14 protein-coding genes are annotated in these 14,434 nt (G+C 63.6%); 10 read left to right on the forward strand and 4 right to left on the reverse strand.

Translation table 11 applies throughout. The annotated features are described in order from the left end of the window. Positions 1-18: 18 nt before the first annotated feature. Complete coding sequence (locus MJ639_RS08380) at positions 19-597, reverse strand: LOG family protein (protein WP_243370268.1); 579 nt, start codon at positions 595-597, stop codon at positions 19-21. Between the two features lie 180 nt (positions 598-777). Between MJ639_RS08380 and MJ639_RS08385 the strand changes: the two genes are divergently transcribed. Continuing rightward, positions 778-1,944: an acetyl-CoA acetyltransferase gene (locus tag MJ639_RS08385; protein WP_243370270.1), complete on the forward strand. Its 1,167-nt coding sequence runs from the start codon at positions 778-780 to the stop codon at positions 1,942-1,944. 138 nt (positions 1,945-2,082) lie between these two features. Here the strand turns inward: MJ639_RS08385 and MJ639_RS08390 are convergent, their stop codons facing one another. Continuing rightward, complete coding sequence (locus tag MJ639_RS08390) at positions 2,083-2,349, reverse strand: BolA family protein (protein WP_243370272.1); 267 nt, start codon at positions 2,347-2,349, stop codon at positions 2,083-2,085. A gap of 87 nt (positions 2,350-2,436) precedes the next feature. Between MJ639_RS08390 and MJ639_RS08395 the strand changes: the two genes are divergently transcribed. From MJ639_RS08395 to MJ639_RS08410, 4 genes are all read left to right on the forward strand, one after another. Next, positions 2,437-3,069 (forward strand): J domain-containing protein, encoded by a 633-nt coding sequence (locus MJ639_RS08395; RefSeq protein ID WP_243370273.1) that lies wholly within the window; start codon positions 2,437-2,439, stop codon positions 3,067-3,069. A gap of 116 nt (positions 3,070-3,185) precedes the next feature. Continuing rightward, the gene (gene cobS, locus MJ639_RS08400) at positions 3,186-4,175 is read left to right on the forward strand and encodes a cobaltochelatase subunit CobS (protein WP_243370275.1); all 990 of its coding nucleotides are present in this window, start codon (positions 3,186-3,188) and stop codon (positions 4,173-4,175) included. A 99-nt stretch (positions 4,176-4,274) separates the two neighbouring features. Further along, a complete protein-coding gene (gene cobT / locus MJ639_RS08405; protein WP_243370276.1) occupies positions 4,275-6,173 on the forward strand; it encodes a cobaltochelatase subunit CobT in 1,899 nt (632 codons plus the stop codon). Further along, positions 6,170-7,177: an esterase-like activity of phytase family protein gene (locus MJ639_RS08410; RefSeq protein ID WP_243370278.1), complete on the forward strand. Its 1,008-nt coding sequence runs from the start codon at positions 6,170-6,172 to the stop codon at positions 7,175-7,177. The genes cobT and MJ639_RS08410 overlap by 4 nt, the downstream gene beginning before the upstream one ends. A gap of 76 nt (positions 7,178-7,253) precedes the next feature. Here MJ639_RS08410 and MJ639_RS08415 read toward each other — a convergent pair whose 3' ends face one another. Next, positions 7,254-7,907, reverse strand: coding sequence for a queuosine precursor transporter (locus MJ639_RS08415; RefSeq protein WP_423790776.1), 654 nt, complete (start codon positions 7,905-7,907; stop codon positions 7,254-7,256). Positions 7,908-7,981: 74 nt separating this feature from the next. Next, positions 7,982-8,272 carry a 50S ribosomal protein L28 gene (rpmB, locus tag MJ639_RS08420; RefSeq protein WP_243370282.1) on the reverse strand — a complete coding sequence of 97 codons (291 nt, stop codon included), beginning with the start codon at positions 8,270-8,272 and terminating at the stop codon, positions 7,982-7,984. Between the two features lie 245 nt (positions 8,273-8,517). Between rpmB and MJ639_RS08425 the strand changes: the two genes are divergently transcribed. The 5 genes from MJ639_RS08425 to MJ639_RS08445 all read left to right on the forward strand — a co-directional run bounded on the left by MJ639_RS08425 (position 8,518) and on the right by MJ639_RS08445 (position 14,271). Continuing rightward, positions 8,518-9,390: a DUF3108 domain-containing protein gene (locus MJ639_RS08425; RefSeq protein ID WP_243370285.1), complete on the forward strand. Its 873-nt coding sequence runs from the start codon at positions 8,518-8,520 to the stop codon at positions 9,388-9,390. Positions 9,391-9,579: 189 nt separating this feature from the next. Beyond that, on the forward strand, positions 9,580-12,618 hold the full coding sequence (locus MJ639_RS08430) for a helicase-related protein (RefSeq protein WP_243370287.1): 3,039 nt from the start codon (positions 9,580-9,582) through the stop codon (positions 12,616-12,618). Between the two features lie 15 nt (positions 12,619-12,633). Beyond that, complete coding sequence (locus tag MJ639_RS08435) at positions 12,634-12,936, forward strand: RNA-binding S4 domain-containing protein (protein WP_243370289.1); 303 nt, start codon at positions 12,634-12,636, stop codon at positions 12,934-12,936. A gap of 45 nt (positions 12,937-12,981) precedes the next feature. After that, positions 12,982-13,320: a ferredoxin FdxA gene (fdxA, locus tag MJ639_RS08440; protein ID WP_243370291.1), complete on the forward strand. Its 339-nt coding sequence runs from the start codon at positions 12,982-12,984 to the stop codon at positions 13,318-13,320. A 369-nt stretch (positions 13,321-13,689) separates the two neighbouring features. After that, on the forward strand, positions 13,690-14,271 hold the full coding sequence (locus MJ639_RS08445) for a CarD family transcriptional regulator (protein ID WP_243370293.1): 582 nt from the start codon (positions 13,690-13,692) through the stop codon (positions 14,269-14,271). The last annotated feature ends 163 nt before the right edge of the window (positions 14,272-14,434 follow it).

Consider the following 14,434-nt stretch of genomic DNA (forward strand, 5'->3'; position numbering starts at 1 on the left):
CATTTTCGGCGGAGTGGATCAGCGCTCGCCGGCCTTGATCCACTTCTCCACCTTCGGCGGCTCGTAGGCCTTGATCGCATCGATCAGGGCCTCGGGCTCGTCCCGCACGATCAGCATGGCGCGGTGGATGGGTTTCACGAAACCACGCTCCACCACGTCGTCGAGGAAGCCTGCGAGCTTGTCGTAGAAGCCCGCCACGTTGAGCAGGGCGCAGGGCTTCTTGTGGTAGCCGAGCTGTGCCCAGGTCCAGACCTCGAAGAGTTCCTCGAAGGTGCCGAGGCCGCCGGGAAGCGCGATGAATCCGTCCGAGAGCTCGGCCATGAGGGCCTTGCGCTCATGCATGGAGCCGACCACGCGCAGGTCGCTCAGGCCCGTATGCGCGATCTCCTTATCCACCAGCGCCTGCGGCATCACGCCGATGACGTGGCCGCCATGTGCCAGCACAGCATCCGCCACCGCGCCCATGAGGCCGACCGAGGCGCCACCATAGACAAGCTCGATGCCATTCTTCGCCAGGGCTTCACCGAGCAGGCGGGCCGTTTCCATATAGACCGGATCCTGGCCCGCGCTGGAGCCGCAGAAGACGCAAAGACGCATGACGGTTTTTCCGATGATTCGTGCCGATTGCGTTCATGGAGAGCGAGTAAGCAGCAAATTCAAGAGCCGAAATTCATTCGCTCCGCTTCGACCAAGGCCGACTTGGACTAAGGCTGACTTGCCGAAACCTGTGAACCATTCCACCTTAGGGGCAACAATGAAATCTGTGAGGAGACCTCCATGACTGCCTGCATCGTCGGCTGGGCGCATACCCCCTTCGGCAAGCTCGACGCGGAAAGTGTCGAGAGCCTCGTCATCCGCGTGGCGAACGAGGCGCTGGAACATGCGGGCATCGGCGCGGAGGATGTGGACGAGGTGGTGCTCGGCCATTTCAACGGCGGGTTCTCGGCCCAGGATTTCACGGCCTCCCTCGTGTTTCAGGCGAGCGACAAGTTCCGCTTCAAGCCCGCGACCCGCGTCGAGAATGCCTGCGCCACCGGTTCGGCTGCCGTGCATCAGGCCATCAAGACCATCGAGGCCAAGCGCGCGAAAACCGTGCTCGTGGTTGGTGTCGAGCAGATGACGCGCACGCCCGGACCTGAGATCGGCAACATCCTGCTCAAATGTTCCTATGTGCCTGAAGACGGCGAAACACCAGCGGGCTTTGCGGGCGTGTTCGGCAAGATCGCGGGTCAGTATTTCCAGCGCTACGGCGACCAGTCCGATGCGCTGGCGCTCATCGCGGCCAAGAATCACAAGAACGGCGTCGACAATCCTTACGCGCAGATGCGCAAGGATCTCGGCTTCGATTTCTGCCGTGCCGAGAGCGAGAAGAATCCGTTTGTGGCAGGTCCGTTGAAGCGCACGGATTGCTCACTCGTTTCCGATGGCGCGGCGGCTCTCGTGCTGGCTGACACGGAAACCGCGCTTCGCATGCGTCGTGCCGTGGCGTTCCGCGCCACCGCTCATGCGCAGGATTTTCTGCCCATGTCGAAGCGCGACATCGTTCAGTTCGAGGGCTGCGAGGTGGCTTGGCAGCGAGCACTCGCTCTAGCCGGTATTCAACTCTCCGATCTCTCCTTCGTCGAGACGCACGATTGCTTCACCATTGCCGAGCTGATCGAGTACGAAGCGATGGGTCTCACGCCGCGAGGGCAGGGGGCGATTGCAGTGAAGGAAGGCTGGGTGAACCGCGACGGCAAGTTGCCGGTCAATCCTTCCGGCGGCCTGAAGGCCAAGGGCCATCCCATCGGCGCGACCGGCGTGTCGATGCACGCACTTTCCGCCATGCAGCTCTGCGAAGAAGCGGGCGGCATTCAGGTGCGGAACCCGAAGCTCGGCGGCATCTTCAACATGGGTGGCGCGGCCGTTGCCAATTACGTGAGCGTGCTCGAGCGGATTAAATGACAAAGCACAATGTGCTTTGTCATCCCCGGCGAGCCGCAGGCGAGGGAAGGGGATCTACGATCAAGAGCGCGACGCCATGGATTCCCTTCCCCTCCGATGGCTCCGCCATCTCCGGCCGGGAATGACATAAAACTGAGCTTACTCCCCCGGCGCTTTGGCTTGAACCGCCAAGGCGTGCAGGCCTCGCTCAAAAGCTTCCTTTAGCACGTCATTCACAAGGCGGTGACGCTCGACGCGGCTCTTGCCGGTGAAGGCGTCAGATACGATATGTACCCTGAAGTGAGTTTCTCCCCCCTCCCGCCATCCGCCATGACCGCGATGCTGTTCCGACTCGTCCGTGACGGTCAGTTGGAGCGGGTGCAAGCGCTCCTGCAGAGTTTGCGTGATCCAGTCGTTAAGGGTCATGCGCTTTGTAAACCTTTTTGAACGGGCTGCGGCGAAAAGCTCTTAAGCCTTGGCTCAGGGCCTCATGCCCTTCATAATGTTTGAATCATGGATCTCAACTCGCCTTTGTTCGACCGTATCCGCATCAAGCCTTCCGCCGATGAGCCGCGGGAGACGAAAGGGCCTGCCTGCGAGCATCCCGGCTGCAAGGCGACGGGCGAATATCGTGCGCCCAAGGGGAGGGACCGGGAAGGTCAGTACTGGCGCTTCTGCCTGGATCATGTGCGCGAGTACAACGCCTCCTACAATTATTTCACCGGCATGTCCGATTCGGCGGTGGCGGCCTATCAGAAGGACGCGATCATCGGCCATCGTCCCACCTGGGCCATGGGCGTGAATACCTCCGGCAAGGCCGATGGCGAGAGCAAGGCCCAGGAGCCCCGCGACTGGTCCTATTTCGACCCCCTGGGGGTTCTGAACGGCGAGGATTTCACCCAGGCCCGCGCCCGCCGGGCTGCCAGCCCTGAGCCTAAGCGCCCCCGCTATACGGGCGCCGTGCGCCGCGCCCTGGATATTCTAGGGCTCGACGAGACCGCCGACGGACCCGCCATCAAGGCCCAGTACAAATCCCTGGTGAAGCGCTTCCACCCGGATGCCAATGGCGGCGACCGCTCCTTCGAGGAGCGGCTGCGCGACATCATCAAGGCCCACGACACCCTCAAAAGCGCCGGCCTCTGCTGAGGACATCCTTCTTTTACGCAGCCCCCTCCGGCGTTTAGGAAATTGCACCGCACCGCCATGGGGTTTAAGAAGCCATGGCAAGTATTTCAAAACCCCCATCCGACCGAGAGGCCCCTATGACGGCACAAACCGATACAACGACCCGCCTGCCGGATATGAAAGTATCCGTGCGACAGGTCTTCGGCATCGACTCGGATCTGGAAGTTCCGGCCTTCTCCCAGAACGAAGAGCATGTGCCCGATCTCGATCCGGATTACCTCTTCGACCGGGAGACGACGCTGGCGATTCTCGCGGGCTTCGCCCGCAACCGCCGCGTCATGATCACGGGCTATCACGGCACGGGTAAGTCCACCCATATCGAGCAGGTGGCCGCCCGCCTGAACTGGCCCTGCGTGCGCGTGAACCTGGACAGCCACGTGTCGCGTATCGACCTTGTCGGCAAGGACGCCATCGTGCTGCAGGAAGGCAAGCAGGTCACCGCCTTCCAGGACGGCATTCTTCCCTGGGCGCTTCAGAACAATGTCGCTCTCGTGTTCGACGAATACGATGCCGGCCGTCCGGACGTGATGTTCGTGATCCAGCGCGTGCTGGAGCAATCGGGCAAGCTCACGCTGCTCGACCAGAAGCGCGTGATCCGTCCTCACCCCGCCTTCCGCCTGTTCGCCACCGCCAACACGGTGGGCCTCGGCGATACGTCGGGCCTCTATCACGGCACGCAGCAGATCAACCAGGGCCAGATGGACCGCTGGTCCATCGTGACCACGCTCAACTACCTGCCGCACGACAAGGAAGTGGACATCGTCCTCTCCAAGGCGAAGCACTACCAGAACGATCCGGAAGGGCGCGACATCGTCAACAAGATGGTGCGCGTGGCCGATCTCACCCGCTCGGCCTTCATGAACGGCGATCTCTCCACCGTCATGAGCCCGCGCACGGTGATCACCTGGGCCGAGAACGCCGAAATCTTCGGCGACACGGGTTTCGCCTTCCGCGTCACCTTCCTCAACAAGTGCGACGAACTGGAACGCGCCCTGGTCGCCGAGTTCTATCAGCGCTCCTTCGGCAAAGAACTGCCGGAAAGCGCCGTGAACATGGTGCTCTCGTAAGGCGTCATCCCGGACGCGCCTCTGCGCGATCCGGGATCGTTTGGGAGTTGTGCTGATTGTCAGCACAGCTCCAACCGCGACGACGGATGAAGGAACGCGATGTCCATCTCGAACCGCAAGCCAGGTGAGAAGAAGGAAGCGCCGGCGGAGCCGCTGAAGCGCTCCATTGCCGGCGCCATGAAGGCCATCGCCCGCAAGCCCGATCTGGAAGTGGCCTATGCCTCCGACAGGCCCGTGCTCATGGGCCCGGACAAGGCCCGCCTGCCGGAGCCGCCGCGCAAGCTCACGTCGCAGGACGTGGCGATCCTGCGCGGCAATGCGGATGCGATGGCGCTGCGCCTCGCCTGTCACGATACCGCCCTTCATCGCAGGCTCGCGCCCGAAGGTCATGCGGCCCGCGCCATTTTCGATGCGGTGGAGCAGGCGCGCGTGGAATCCATCGGCTCGCGCCGCATGGCGGGCATTTCCTCCAACATCTCCGCGATGTTGGAAGACCGCTATCACCGCGGCGGCAAGTACGAAGAGATCACCGACCGCGCTGATGCGCCGCTCGAGGATGCGCTTGCGCTCATGGTGCGTGAGCGCCTGACCGGCGAGAAGCCGCCGCATGCTGCTGAAAAGATTGTCGGCCTCTGGCGCGACTTCATCGAAGAGCGCGCAGGCCGCGATCTCGATGGTCTTCTGAAGAACATCGACAGCCAACGCGATTTCGCGCGCGGCATCCGCGAGATGCTCTCCTCCCTCGACATGGCCGACGACGCGGCCCTCGAACAGGATGACGAGGAGAACGACGAGGAGAACGAGTCCGAGCAACAGGAGCAGCAGGGCGAAGGCGAATCCGAGCAGGACAGCCAAGGCGACCGCGCCGAGACGGAAGTCAGCGAAGATTCGAGCGACGAGCTTGAGGAAGGGGCGACGGAGGAATCCGACGGTCCCACCGGCGAGCAGCCCGAGGAGGCTGAGGAAGCCGATTCCGACGAGGCCGGAGAGTCCTGGCGTCCGCCGTCCCGCGCGAACGAGCATCGCGGTCCCGACTACAAGGCCTATAGCAACAAGTTCGACGAGGTGATCTCGGCGGAAGATCTCTGCGATGCGGACGAGCTGACGCGCCTTCGCGCCTATCTCGACAAGCAGCTCGCGCATCTTCAGGGCGTGGTCGGCCGTCTCGCCAATCGCCTGCAGCGCCGTCTTATGGCGCAGCAGAACCGTTCCTGGGATTTCGACCTCGAAGAAGGAACGCTCGATCCGGTGCGCCTGCCGCGCATCATCATGGATCCGTTCCAGCCTCTGAGCTTCAAGCAGGAGCAGGACACCAAGTTCCGCGACACGGTGGTGACGCTCCTCCTCGACAATTCCGGCTCCATGCGCGGACGCCCGATCACGGTGGCCGCCACCTGCGCCGATATTCTCGCGCGCACGCTCGAGCGCTGCGGCGTGAAGGTCGAGATCCTCGGCTTCACGACGCGCGCGTGGAAGGGCGGTCAGGCCCGCGAGAATTGGCTGCAGAACGGCAAGCCCGCCAATCCGGGACGCCTCAACGATCTGCGCCACATCATCTACAAGTCGGCGGATGCGCCCTGGCGGCGCGCGCGCAAAAACTTGGGTTTGATGATGCGCGAGGGCCTGCTGAAAGAGAACATCGACGGCGAGGCGCTCGATTGGGCGCATAAGCGCCTGCTCGGACGCCCCGAGCAGCGTCGCATCCTGATGGTCATCTCTGACGGTGCGCCGGTGGATGACTCGACGCTGTCGGTCAATCCCGGCAACTATCTCGAACGGCATCTGCGCTACATCATCGATGAGATCGAGACCCGCTCGCCGGTCGAACTCATCGCCATCGGCATCGGCCACGACGTGACGCGCTATTACCGCCGCGCCGTGACCATCGTCGACGCGGAAGAACTCGGCGGCGTGATGACGGAGAAGCTCGCGGAGCTGTTCGAGGAGAACGCTCAAGCTTCGCGCGGCGCTGCGCCCCGTCGCCGGGCTCACGCGTGAGGCTTCTCACACGCAGAAACCTGCTGATCGGCGGCGGCGCTCTCGCCGCTGCAGGGGCTGCGGGCGTTGCCATGGCGCAGCGCCCTCAAGCCTTCCACAAAGCCACGCCGGTCAGGATTTCAGCGCAACCGATCAGCCGTCTCTCCGCAACCGATCCGGATCGCACGCGCTTCGGTTCGCTTTTCTTCCGTTCAGGTCTCGAGCTGAGAGCGGACGTCTCCGCCTTCGGCGGTTTCTCCGGCCTTTGGCGCTCGCCCGAAGGACAGGAGATCGTGGCGCTTGCGGATAATGCGCAGGTGCTGAAAGCGCACATCGAGACATCGGACGGACGCCTGTCCGGTCTCTCGAACGCCGTCATGGCGCCCTTGCTTCTCAGCAGCGGCCAACTCGCCCGCACCTCGCGCTATTACGACACCGAAAGTCTCGCCATGTCTGGCAACGTGGCCTTCGTCGGTGTCGAGCGCAATCATGCGGTGATCCGCTACGAGCGCAGCCGAGAAGGCGCACTCGTTTCTGGTGTGCCCATCGATGTGCCGAAGGGTGTGAAGGATCTGCCGAACAATGGCGGGCTCGAAGCTCTGGCTCTCGCTCCGCAACGCTCAGCCCTCGCCGGCGCTCTTATTGGTCTCTCCGAAGATGGAAAGGGTTTCATCCTCACCGGTCCGAAGCAAGGAGCGTTCACGATTTCAATCCGGGGCGGCTATTCCGTCACCGACATGGCCTTTGTGGGAGATGGCGATGCGCTCGTTCTGGAGCGCCGCTTCTCGCTCTTCGGCGGCTTCGGCTGCCGCCTGCGCCGCATCGAAGCCGCCGCCATCAAGGCCGGTTCGAGCGTGGATGGCGAGGTGATCTACGAGAGCGAGGCCTCGCATCGGATCGACAACATGGAAGGGATCGCTGTTCACCGGGAGGGCGGTGAGACCGTCGTGACGTTGATCTCCGACAACAACTTCAATCCGAATCTCCAGCGCAATGTGCTGCTGGAGTTTTCTCTCGCGGAGTGAGGCATCCTCGATCCGCGCGAATGTTTATCCGCTATGCGGACGAAGCTCTAACCGGCATGCGGAACGAGGATACTGATCAAGCCGTCTGGTGATGGTGCTTTGCCTCGTAGCGCATGAGCCGCAGGATCGCGCCGTAGGGGGCGATCGAGATGGCGGCGAGCGAGAGCTTCACGAGGTAATCGGCGACGGCGAGGTTCACCCACGGCAGCGCGATGCACTCATCCGCGATGCCGGCATTGGCCATCACATCGGTGATCGTGAGGCCGAGGCCGGGGAGGGTGCCGCAATAGAAGGCAACCGAGAAGAAGATCGCCGTGTCGAGGCCGGACGAGATCACGGACGACACGAAGGGCGGCATCCACCAGGCGTGGCCGCGCAGGCGGGTGAAGATTTTGATGTCGAGAAGCTGCGCCACCAGGAAGGCCGCGCCGGACGCAATCGCGATGCGCGGCGTCGCGAGATAGATCGACAGCAGAACCGCCAGCACGAAGCCGGCATAGACCACCCGGCGCGCGCCTTTGGGGCCGAAGCGGCGGTTCGACAGGTCGGTGACCAGGAAAGCGAAGGGATAGCTGAAGGCGCCCCAGGTCAGGTAATCGCCCAGACCCAGATGCTGGAAGGGATACTGAACCAGAATATTCGACGAGAGGACGACGAGGGTCATGGCGGCGAGCGCAATGAGGAAGTCGCGGTGTCCGGTCTTGATCATGATCGACCTTTTTGGGTTCAGCTAAGCCTTATCGGCAACGCAAAACGGGCGGCCGTGAGGCCGCCCGCAGCGTGGAAAACTTTCGAGACGGAAGATTAGCTCGCAGCAGCGAGCTTCTTCTCGATCTCGCGCTTCACAGCGAGGGCGGTGGTCGACAGCTCGCCAGCCGAGGCCTTCGCGAGGAAGGCATCGAGGCCGCCGCGGTGCTCGACGGAACGCAGAGCATGGGCGGACACACGCAGGCGCACAGAGCGCTGCAGGGTGTCGGACTGGAGCGTGACGTTGCAGAGGTTCGGCAGGAACTTCCGCTTCGTCTTGCGGTTCGAGTGGCTCACCAGGTGGCCACTCAGCACGGCCTTGCCGGTCAATTCGCAACGGCGCGACATGGGTTCAATCCTATTTCATAAGGGGTCACGGCTTCGATTTCGCGGGTTTGCTTCAACGCAGATCCCGCGCCGCCGGACACCAGAAGTCCTTGGAAGGTGCAGGGCTATAGGCTGAAACAGGGCCCCGCGTCAAGAATAGTGCGACAGCAGAACCTGTTTTTTTACGCCGTCTTGGTCATGATTTATTCTGATTCTCGTGGCATGCAACAGAATAGACTAACGGGACAGCCCCCGAGAAAGCCTCCATGCGCGTCATCGCTTCCGCTCTGTTAACCTTAACCGTCGCCGGTTTCGCCTCTCAAGCACAGGCCCAAGCCGCGCAAACGCTCAAGGTGAACTACAACCTGTCCCTGGCGGGCCTGCCGTTGGGTAAGGCTGATCTGTCCTCGACCTTCACCGGCCCGAAATATCAGGTCGAGGGCAACGTCAAGCTCTCCGGGCTCGTGAAGATGCTCACCGGCGGCAAGGGCGCGGGCACCGCGTCCGGCGTCATTGCCGGCACGCAGCTCCAGCCGCGCGGATTTGCCGTGACCTCGAAATCGTCGGGCGATCAGCGCACCGTCCGCATGGCGCTCGATGACGGTGATGTGGTCGAGGCCGAGATCGTGCCGCCCGTGGAGCCGAAAGAGGACCGGGTGCCCGTGAAGGAGGCCGACAAGAAGGGGGTTATCGATCCCCTGAGCGCCCTCATCATGCCGGCGCTGGCGTCAAAAAGCCTCACCGACGAAGCCAATTGCAACCGCACCATCCCGGTCTTCGACGGGGCGGCCCGCCAGAATATCGTGCTCTCCTATGCCGAGACGAGGACCATCGAGGTGCCGGGCTATTCCGGCCCCGTTCTCGTCTGCAATGCCCGCTGGGTGCCGATCTCCGGCCACCGCACGCAGCGCCCCTCCACCAAGTTCATGCAGGACAACAAGGACATGAACGTGTGGCTGGCGCCCGTTGAGGGCCCCCGCGTGCTCTTCCCGATCAAGGTGGCCGTGCGCACCATGGTGGGCATGGGCGAGCTGGAGGCCGCCAATTGGTCGGTGGAAGGCGATGTGAAGCCTGCTTCCGCGACGGGTAAGCCTGCGACGAAGCCCAGGGCGCCCGTCCAGGCCGGAGCCGGGCAGTAAGCTTTCGATCTCCCGATAAAACTCTCAAAATCCTCGGAGAATGGCCGTGGGCCGGTAGCGAAACCGGCTCGATGTCCCATATAAGGGAAAGCCTGCCGCCGGAGACCGAGGCGGGGCCTGCATCGACTGACGCGGGAGCGTCTTACCCCTCTCATCCGGGATCAGCCCGACATTACCCGATATCCAGGCATGGTTCGCCGTTCCCTTCCTCCGCAAGTGCGCGCGCGCGGCGTCACCGCCGTGCTCGGGCCCACCAATACCGGCAAGACCCATCTCGCCATCGAGCGCATGCTCGGTCACGACAGCGGGATGATCGGCCTGCCGCTGCGCCTGCTCGCGCGCGAGGTCTACAGCCGAGTGGTCGAGAAGGCGGGTCACCACAACGTCGCCCTCATCACGGGTGAGGAAAAGATCAAGCCGGACAAGCCCCGCTACTGGATCTCCACCGTGGAGGCCATGCCGCGCGATGTGGACGCATCCTTCGTCGCCATCGACGAGATCCAGCTCGCCTCCGATCTGGATCGCGGCCATGTGTTCACGGATCGCCTCCTGAACCAGCGTGGGCGCCAGGAGACGCTGCTCATCGGCTCCATGACCATGCGACCGCTTATCGAGGCGCTGATTCCCGGCGTCCATGTGGTCACGAGGCCGCGCCTGTCGCAGCTCACCTTCGCGGGTGAGAAGAAGGTGTCGCGCCTGCCGCGCCGTTCGGCCATCGTCGCGTTCTCGGCGGAGGAGGTCTATGGCATCGCGGAGCTCATCCGCCGCCAGAGCGGGGGTGCCGCGGTGGTGCTCGGCGCCCTCTCGCCCCGCACCCGCAATGCGCAGGTGGAGCTCTACCAGAACGGGGATGTGGATTACCTCATCGCCACGGATGCCATCGGCATGGGCCTCAATCTCGATGTGGACCATGTGGCCTTCGCCTCGGACAAGAAGTTCGACGGCTTCCGCTTCCGCAAGCTCTATAACCCGGAACTCGCCCAGATCGCGGGCCGCGCCGGGCGCTACATGCGCGACGGCACTTTCGGCTCCACGGGCCGCTGTCCGCCCTTCGACGCGGAGACGGTGGAAGCCCTGGAGAACCACACCTTCGACCCTGTGCGTATCCTGCAATGGCGCAACCCGGACCTGGATTTCTCATCCCTCGGGCGGCTTCGCGATTCCTTGGGCGTTCAGCCCCGGGAGCATGGCCTCGTGCGCGCGCCCACCGGCGAGGACGTGGCCTCCCTGGAGATTCTGGCCCGCGAGGACGACATCCAGGCTTTCGCCCGGACCCCTTACGCGGTCGAGCGGCTCTGGCAGATGTGCCAGGTGCCCGATTACAGAAAAGTTTCACCCCAGACCCACGCGGATCTGATCGGTCAGCTCTATCGCTTCCTGATGAAGGACGGCGCCATCCCGGCAGAGTGGTTTTCCCGCCATCTCTCGGCTTCGGACCGTACGGATGGGGATATCGACACCCTCTCCAACCGCATTGCCCAGGTGCGGACTTGGTCTTTTGTCGCAAACCGTCCGGACTGGTTAAAAGACCCGGAGCATTGGCAGGGTGTTGCGCGTCGGGTAGAGGACAAGCTATCGGATGCGCTTCATGAACGCCTCGCCCAAAGATTCATCGATCGGCGGACGAGCGTTCTCATGCGGCGCTTGAGAGAGAACACGATGCTCGAAGCGGAAATTACGACTACCGGCGACGTTACCGTCGAGGGGCAACATATCGGCCACCTGCACGGCTTCCATTTCGTGCCTGATCCCCAGGCCGATACCACGGAGGCCAAGACCCTGCGCAATGCCGCCAGCAAGGCGCTGGCCGGCGAGATCGAGGCGCGGGCCGACAGGTTCGCCGAAACACCCGACACCACGCTGGTCCTGTCGAACGACGGCACCGTGCGCTGGATGGGCGACCCCGTGGCGAAGCTCGAGCCCGGCGACAAGCTGTTCGAGCCGCGCGTGCGCATTCTCTCGGACGAGCACCTCACAGGCCCCGCCCGTGACAAGGTGGACAACCGCCTGCGCGCCTGGCTGAAGGCCTATGTGGTGCGCCTGCTCGGCCCCGCGATGGATATCGAGACCAATGCGGAGATCACCGGTCTTGCCCGCGGCATCGCCTTCCAGATCGGCGAGGCCATCGGCGTGCTGGAGCGCGCCAAGGTGCTCAACGAGGTCCGCAGCCTCGACCAGGATTCCCGCGCAGCGCTCCGCAAGGCGGGCGTACGCTTCGGCGCCTATCATCTTTATCTGCCGGCCCTTCTGAAGCCTGCCCCGCGCGTTCTCGCAACGCAGCTCTGGGCGCTCCAGAACGGCGGCCTCGACCAGAAGGGCATCGACGAGATCGCCCATCTCGCCCAGTCGGGCCGCACTTCGATCCCGGTCGATCCGGAGATCGCGGCGGGCCTCTACCGCGCCGCCGGCTTCCGCGTCTGCGGTGGCCGCGCCGTGCGCGTGGATATCCTGGAGCGTCTCGCCGACCTCATCCGCCCGGCGATTTCCTATCGTCCCGGCATCACCCCCGGCGAGCCGCCGGCCGGTGCCGCCGATGGCGACAGCTTCGTGCCGACGGTTGCCATGACGTCCCTCGTCGGCTGCGCAGGCGAGGATTTCGCGACCATCCTGAAGTCGCTCGGCTATGTCATGGAGCGCCGTCAAGGCCCCGCGATCACCGTTCCGCTGATCGCCGCAGCGTCGACCGAGCCCGCCGCAGAGGCTTCCGCCGAGACCCCGGCTCCTGCCGAGGAAACCGGAGCGGCGACCGTGTCCGAGGCCGTTGCCATCGAGGCCGTGGAGGCGAGCGCCGCCGAGGCTGTGGCTTCGCCCGAGGGTGCCGCTGCCGAAGGTGCTTCTGAAGCTCCTACCGAGCCCGAGACCATCGAGGTCTGGCGCCAGCACCGCCGTCATCACGAGGGCGGACAGGCCCGCCAGGGCCGCGAAGCGCGCGGTCCCCGGGGTGAGCGTCCCGAGCGCGGCGACCGGCGTCCTCGCCATGGCGAAGGCCAGGGTGAGCGTCCGCGCCGTGAGGCGCAAGGTGAAGGTGGCCGGGAGGGCGGGCGTCCGCAGAACCGTCCCCCGCGCGGTCCTCGTCCCGACGACCGCCGTGGTCCGCGTCCCGACAAGCGCGCCGACAACCGCCGCGATGGCGGCGGTCAGGAGCGCCGCGAGAAGCAGCCGGACCCGAACTCGCCCTTCGCCAAGCTGATGGCCCTCAAGGCCCAGATGGAAGACGGCAAGAAGTAAGGATGGGGATGGCGAATGCGTGAGGACCGGCAGCGGCTCGATAAGTGGCTCTGGTTCGCACGCTTCGCCAAGACCCGTACGCTGGCCGCCAAGCTCGTCACGAGCGGCTTCGTGCGGGTCAATGGCCAGCGCATCGACAATGCCGCAAAGGCCCTGGCCGTCGGCGATGTGGTGACCCTCGCTCTGGCCCGCACGACCCTGGTGGTGAAGGTAGAGGCTCTTGGGCTACGCCGGGGCCCTGCACCGGAAGCAAGGCAGCTCTACGCCGATCTCACTGAAGGTGAGGGAACGCTTGTCAGCGGCGATAACAAGAGCTAGAGCGGCGATAATACGTATTCTTGGAAGACCCTCGAAGGACCGTTCATGACCTACGTCGTCACTGAAAATTGCATCAAGTGCAAATACATGGACTGCGTCGAGGTCTGTCCGGTGGATTGCTTCTACGAGGGTGAGAACATGCTCGTCATCCACCCGGACGAGTGCATCGATTGCGGCGTCTGCGAGCCGGAATGCCCGGCGGAGGCCATCAAGCCCGACGCGGAGCCGGGGCTGGAGCAATGGCTGAAGCTCAATGCCGACATGGCCAAGAGCTGGCCCAACATCACCCAGAAGAAAGACCCGCCGGCGGATGCCAAGGAATTCGACGGCGTAGCGGGTAAGTTCGAGTCTTATTTCTCGTCCAACCCCGGTGACGGCGACTAAGCTCAAAGGGCTGTAAACCCTGGTCATAAACCAGGCTTCTTTACGCTACGCTTTGAAATATTTTTGCTTTTTCGGCCAGACTGTGATAGGGTCTGCAAATGCCGTCGCTTGCGCTCAAGCCGTGCACCGTCCCTCGCAGGTCGTCGGTTCACACACTGAAGCAATGATGCACGAACCAAGCCAAAGGGGCGCCAACTCTCCTCGGGCTCGGAAGAGCGTTTTCTAAGCTGCTGGCTTACATCAGGGAGTCGGGCGGAAGTGTCAAGTTCCGTGACCGCTCATCTCATTCCTGTTCCCCTGGGTCCCTGCCCAGTGGAACCACGCTCCCGGGCCGTGAGGCCGGGGGCCATGCAAGGAGGCCTCTCTCGCATGACAACCCCTAAGAAGTCCGCCCAGCGCCTGGGTTTCAAGTCTGGCGAAGCCATCGTTTATCCCGCTCACGGCGTCGGCCGCATCACGGCCATCGAGGAGCAGGAGATCGCCGGCTTCAAGCTGGAGCTCTACGTGGTCTCCTTCGACAAGGACAAGATGGTCCTCCGAGTCCCGACCGCGAAAGCCGCCAGCGTCGGCATGCGCAAGCTCGCCGAGCCCGCCCTGGTGCAGAAGGCTCTGGACGTTCTGACGGGTCGTGCCCGCGTGAAGCGCACCATGTGGTCGCGCCGTGCCCAGGAATATGAAGCGAAGATCAATTCCGGCGACCTGATCGCCGTGACCGAGGTCGTGCGTGACCTGTACCGCTCCGAGGCTCAGCCCGAGCAGTCCTACAGCGAGCGTCAGCTTTATGAATCCGCCCTCGACCGCGTCGTGCGCGAGATCGCGGCCGTGAACAAGATTACGGATACGGAAGCGCTCAAGCTCATCGAGCAGAGCCTGGCCAAGTCGCCGCGCCGCGCCAAGGGCGCCGAGGCCGACGATGCTGATGGCGACGATGTGCAGGAAGAAGCCGCTTAAAAAGCAACACGGTTTCGCAGCATTCCAAAAGCCTGGCCTTGCGCCAGGCTTTTTTATTGCCCGAACGCCTTGTTTTCAGGGCTTACGAATCTATTTTGCAAAACTTGGCTGTTTGAAGTGAACTTTTTCCGGCCTCGCTCGTTGTGTCTTTGCCAAGGGAGGA

Source organism: Microvirga solisilvae (genome assembly GCF_022808595.1).
Taxonomy (GTDB): Bacteria; Pseudomonadota; Alphaproteobacteria; order Rhizobiales; family Beijerinckiaceae; genus Microvirga; species Microvirga solisilvae.

Excerpts from the sequence above, each read along its gene's own strand:
- MJ639_RS08380 (WP_243370268.1), bottom strand. The coding sequence starts at position 597 with ATGCGTCTTTGCGTCTTCTGCGGCTCCAGCGCGGGCCAGGATCCGGTC.
- MJ639_RS08385 (WP_243370270.1), top strand. The coding sequence starts at position 778 with ATGACTGCCTGCATCGTCGGCTGGGCGCATACCCCCTTCGGCAAGCTC.
- MJ639_RS08390 (WP_243370272.1), bottom strand. The coding sequence starts at position 2,349 with ATGACCCTTAACGACTGGATCACGCAAACTCTGCAGGAGCGCTTGCAC.
- MJ639_RS08395 (WP_243370273.1), top strand. The coding sequence starts at position 2,437 with ATGGATCTCAACTCGCCTTTGTTCGACCGTATCCGCATCAAGCCTTCC.
- cobS (WP_243370275.1), top strand. The coding sequence starts at position 3,186 with ATGACGGCACAAACCGATACAACGACCCGCCTGCCGGATATGAAAGTA.
- cobT (WP_243370276.1), top strand. The coding sequence starts at position 4,275 with ATGTCCATCTCGAACCGCAAGCCAGGTGAGAAGAAGGAAGCGCCGGCG.
- rpmB (WP_243370282.1), bottom strand. The coding sequence starts at position 8,272 with ATGTCGCGCCGTTGCGAATTGACCGGCAAGGCCGTGCTGAGTGGCCAC.
- MJ639_RS08425 (WP_243370285.1), top strand. The coding sequence starts at position 8,518 with ATGCGCGTCATCGCTTCCGCTCTGTTAACCTTAACCGTCGCCGGTTTC.
- MJ639_RS08430 (WP_243370287.1), top strand. The coding sequence starts at position 9,580 with ATGGTTCGCCGTTCCCTTCCTCCGCAAGTGCGCGCGCGCGGCGTCACC.
- MJ639_RS08435 (WP_243370289.1), top strand. The coding sequence starts at position 12,634 with ATGCGTGAGGACCGGCAGCGGCTCGATAAGTGGCTCTGGTTCGCACGC.
- fdxA (WP_243370291.1), top strand. The coding sequence starts at position 12,982 with ATGACCTACGTCGTCACTGAAAATTGCATCAAGTGCAAATACATGGAC.
- MJ639_RS08445 (WP_243370293.1), top strand. The coding sequence starts at position 13,690 with ATGACAACCCCTAAGAAGTCCGCCCAGCGCCTGGGTTTCAAGTCTGGC.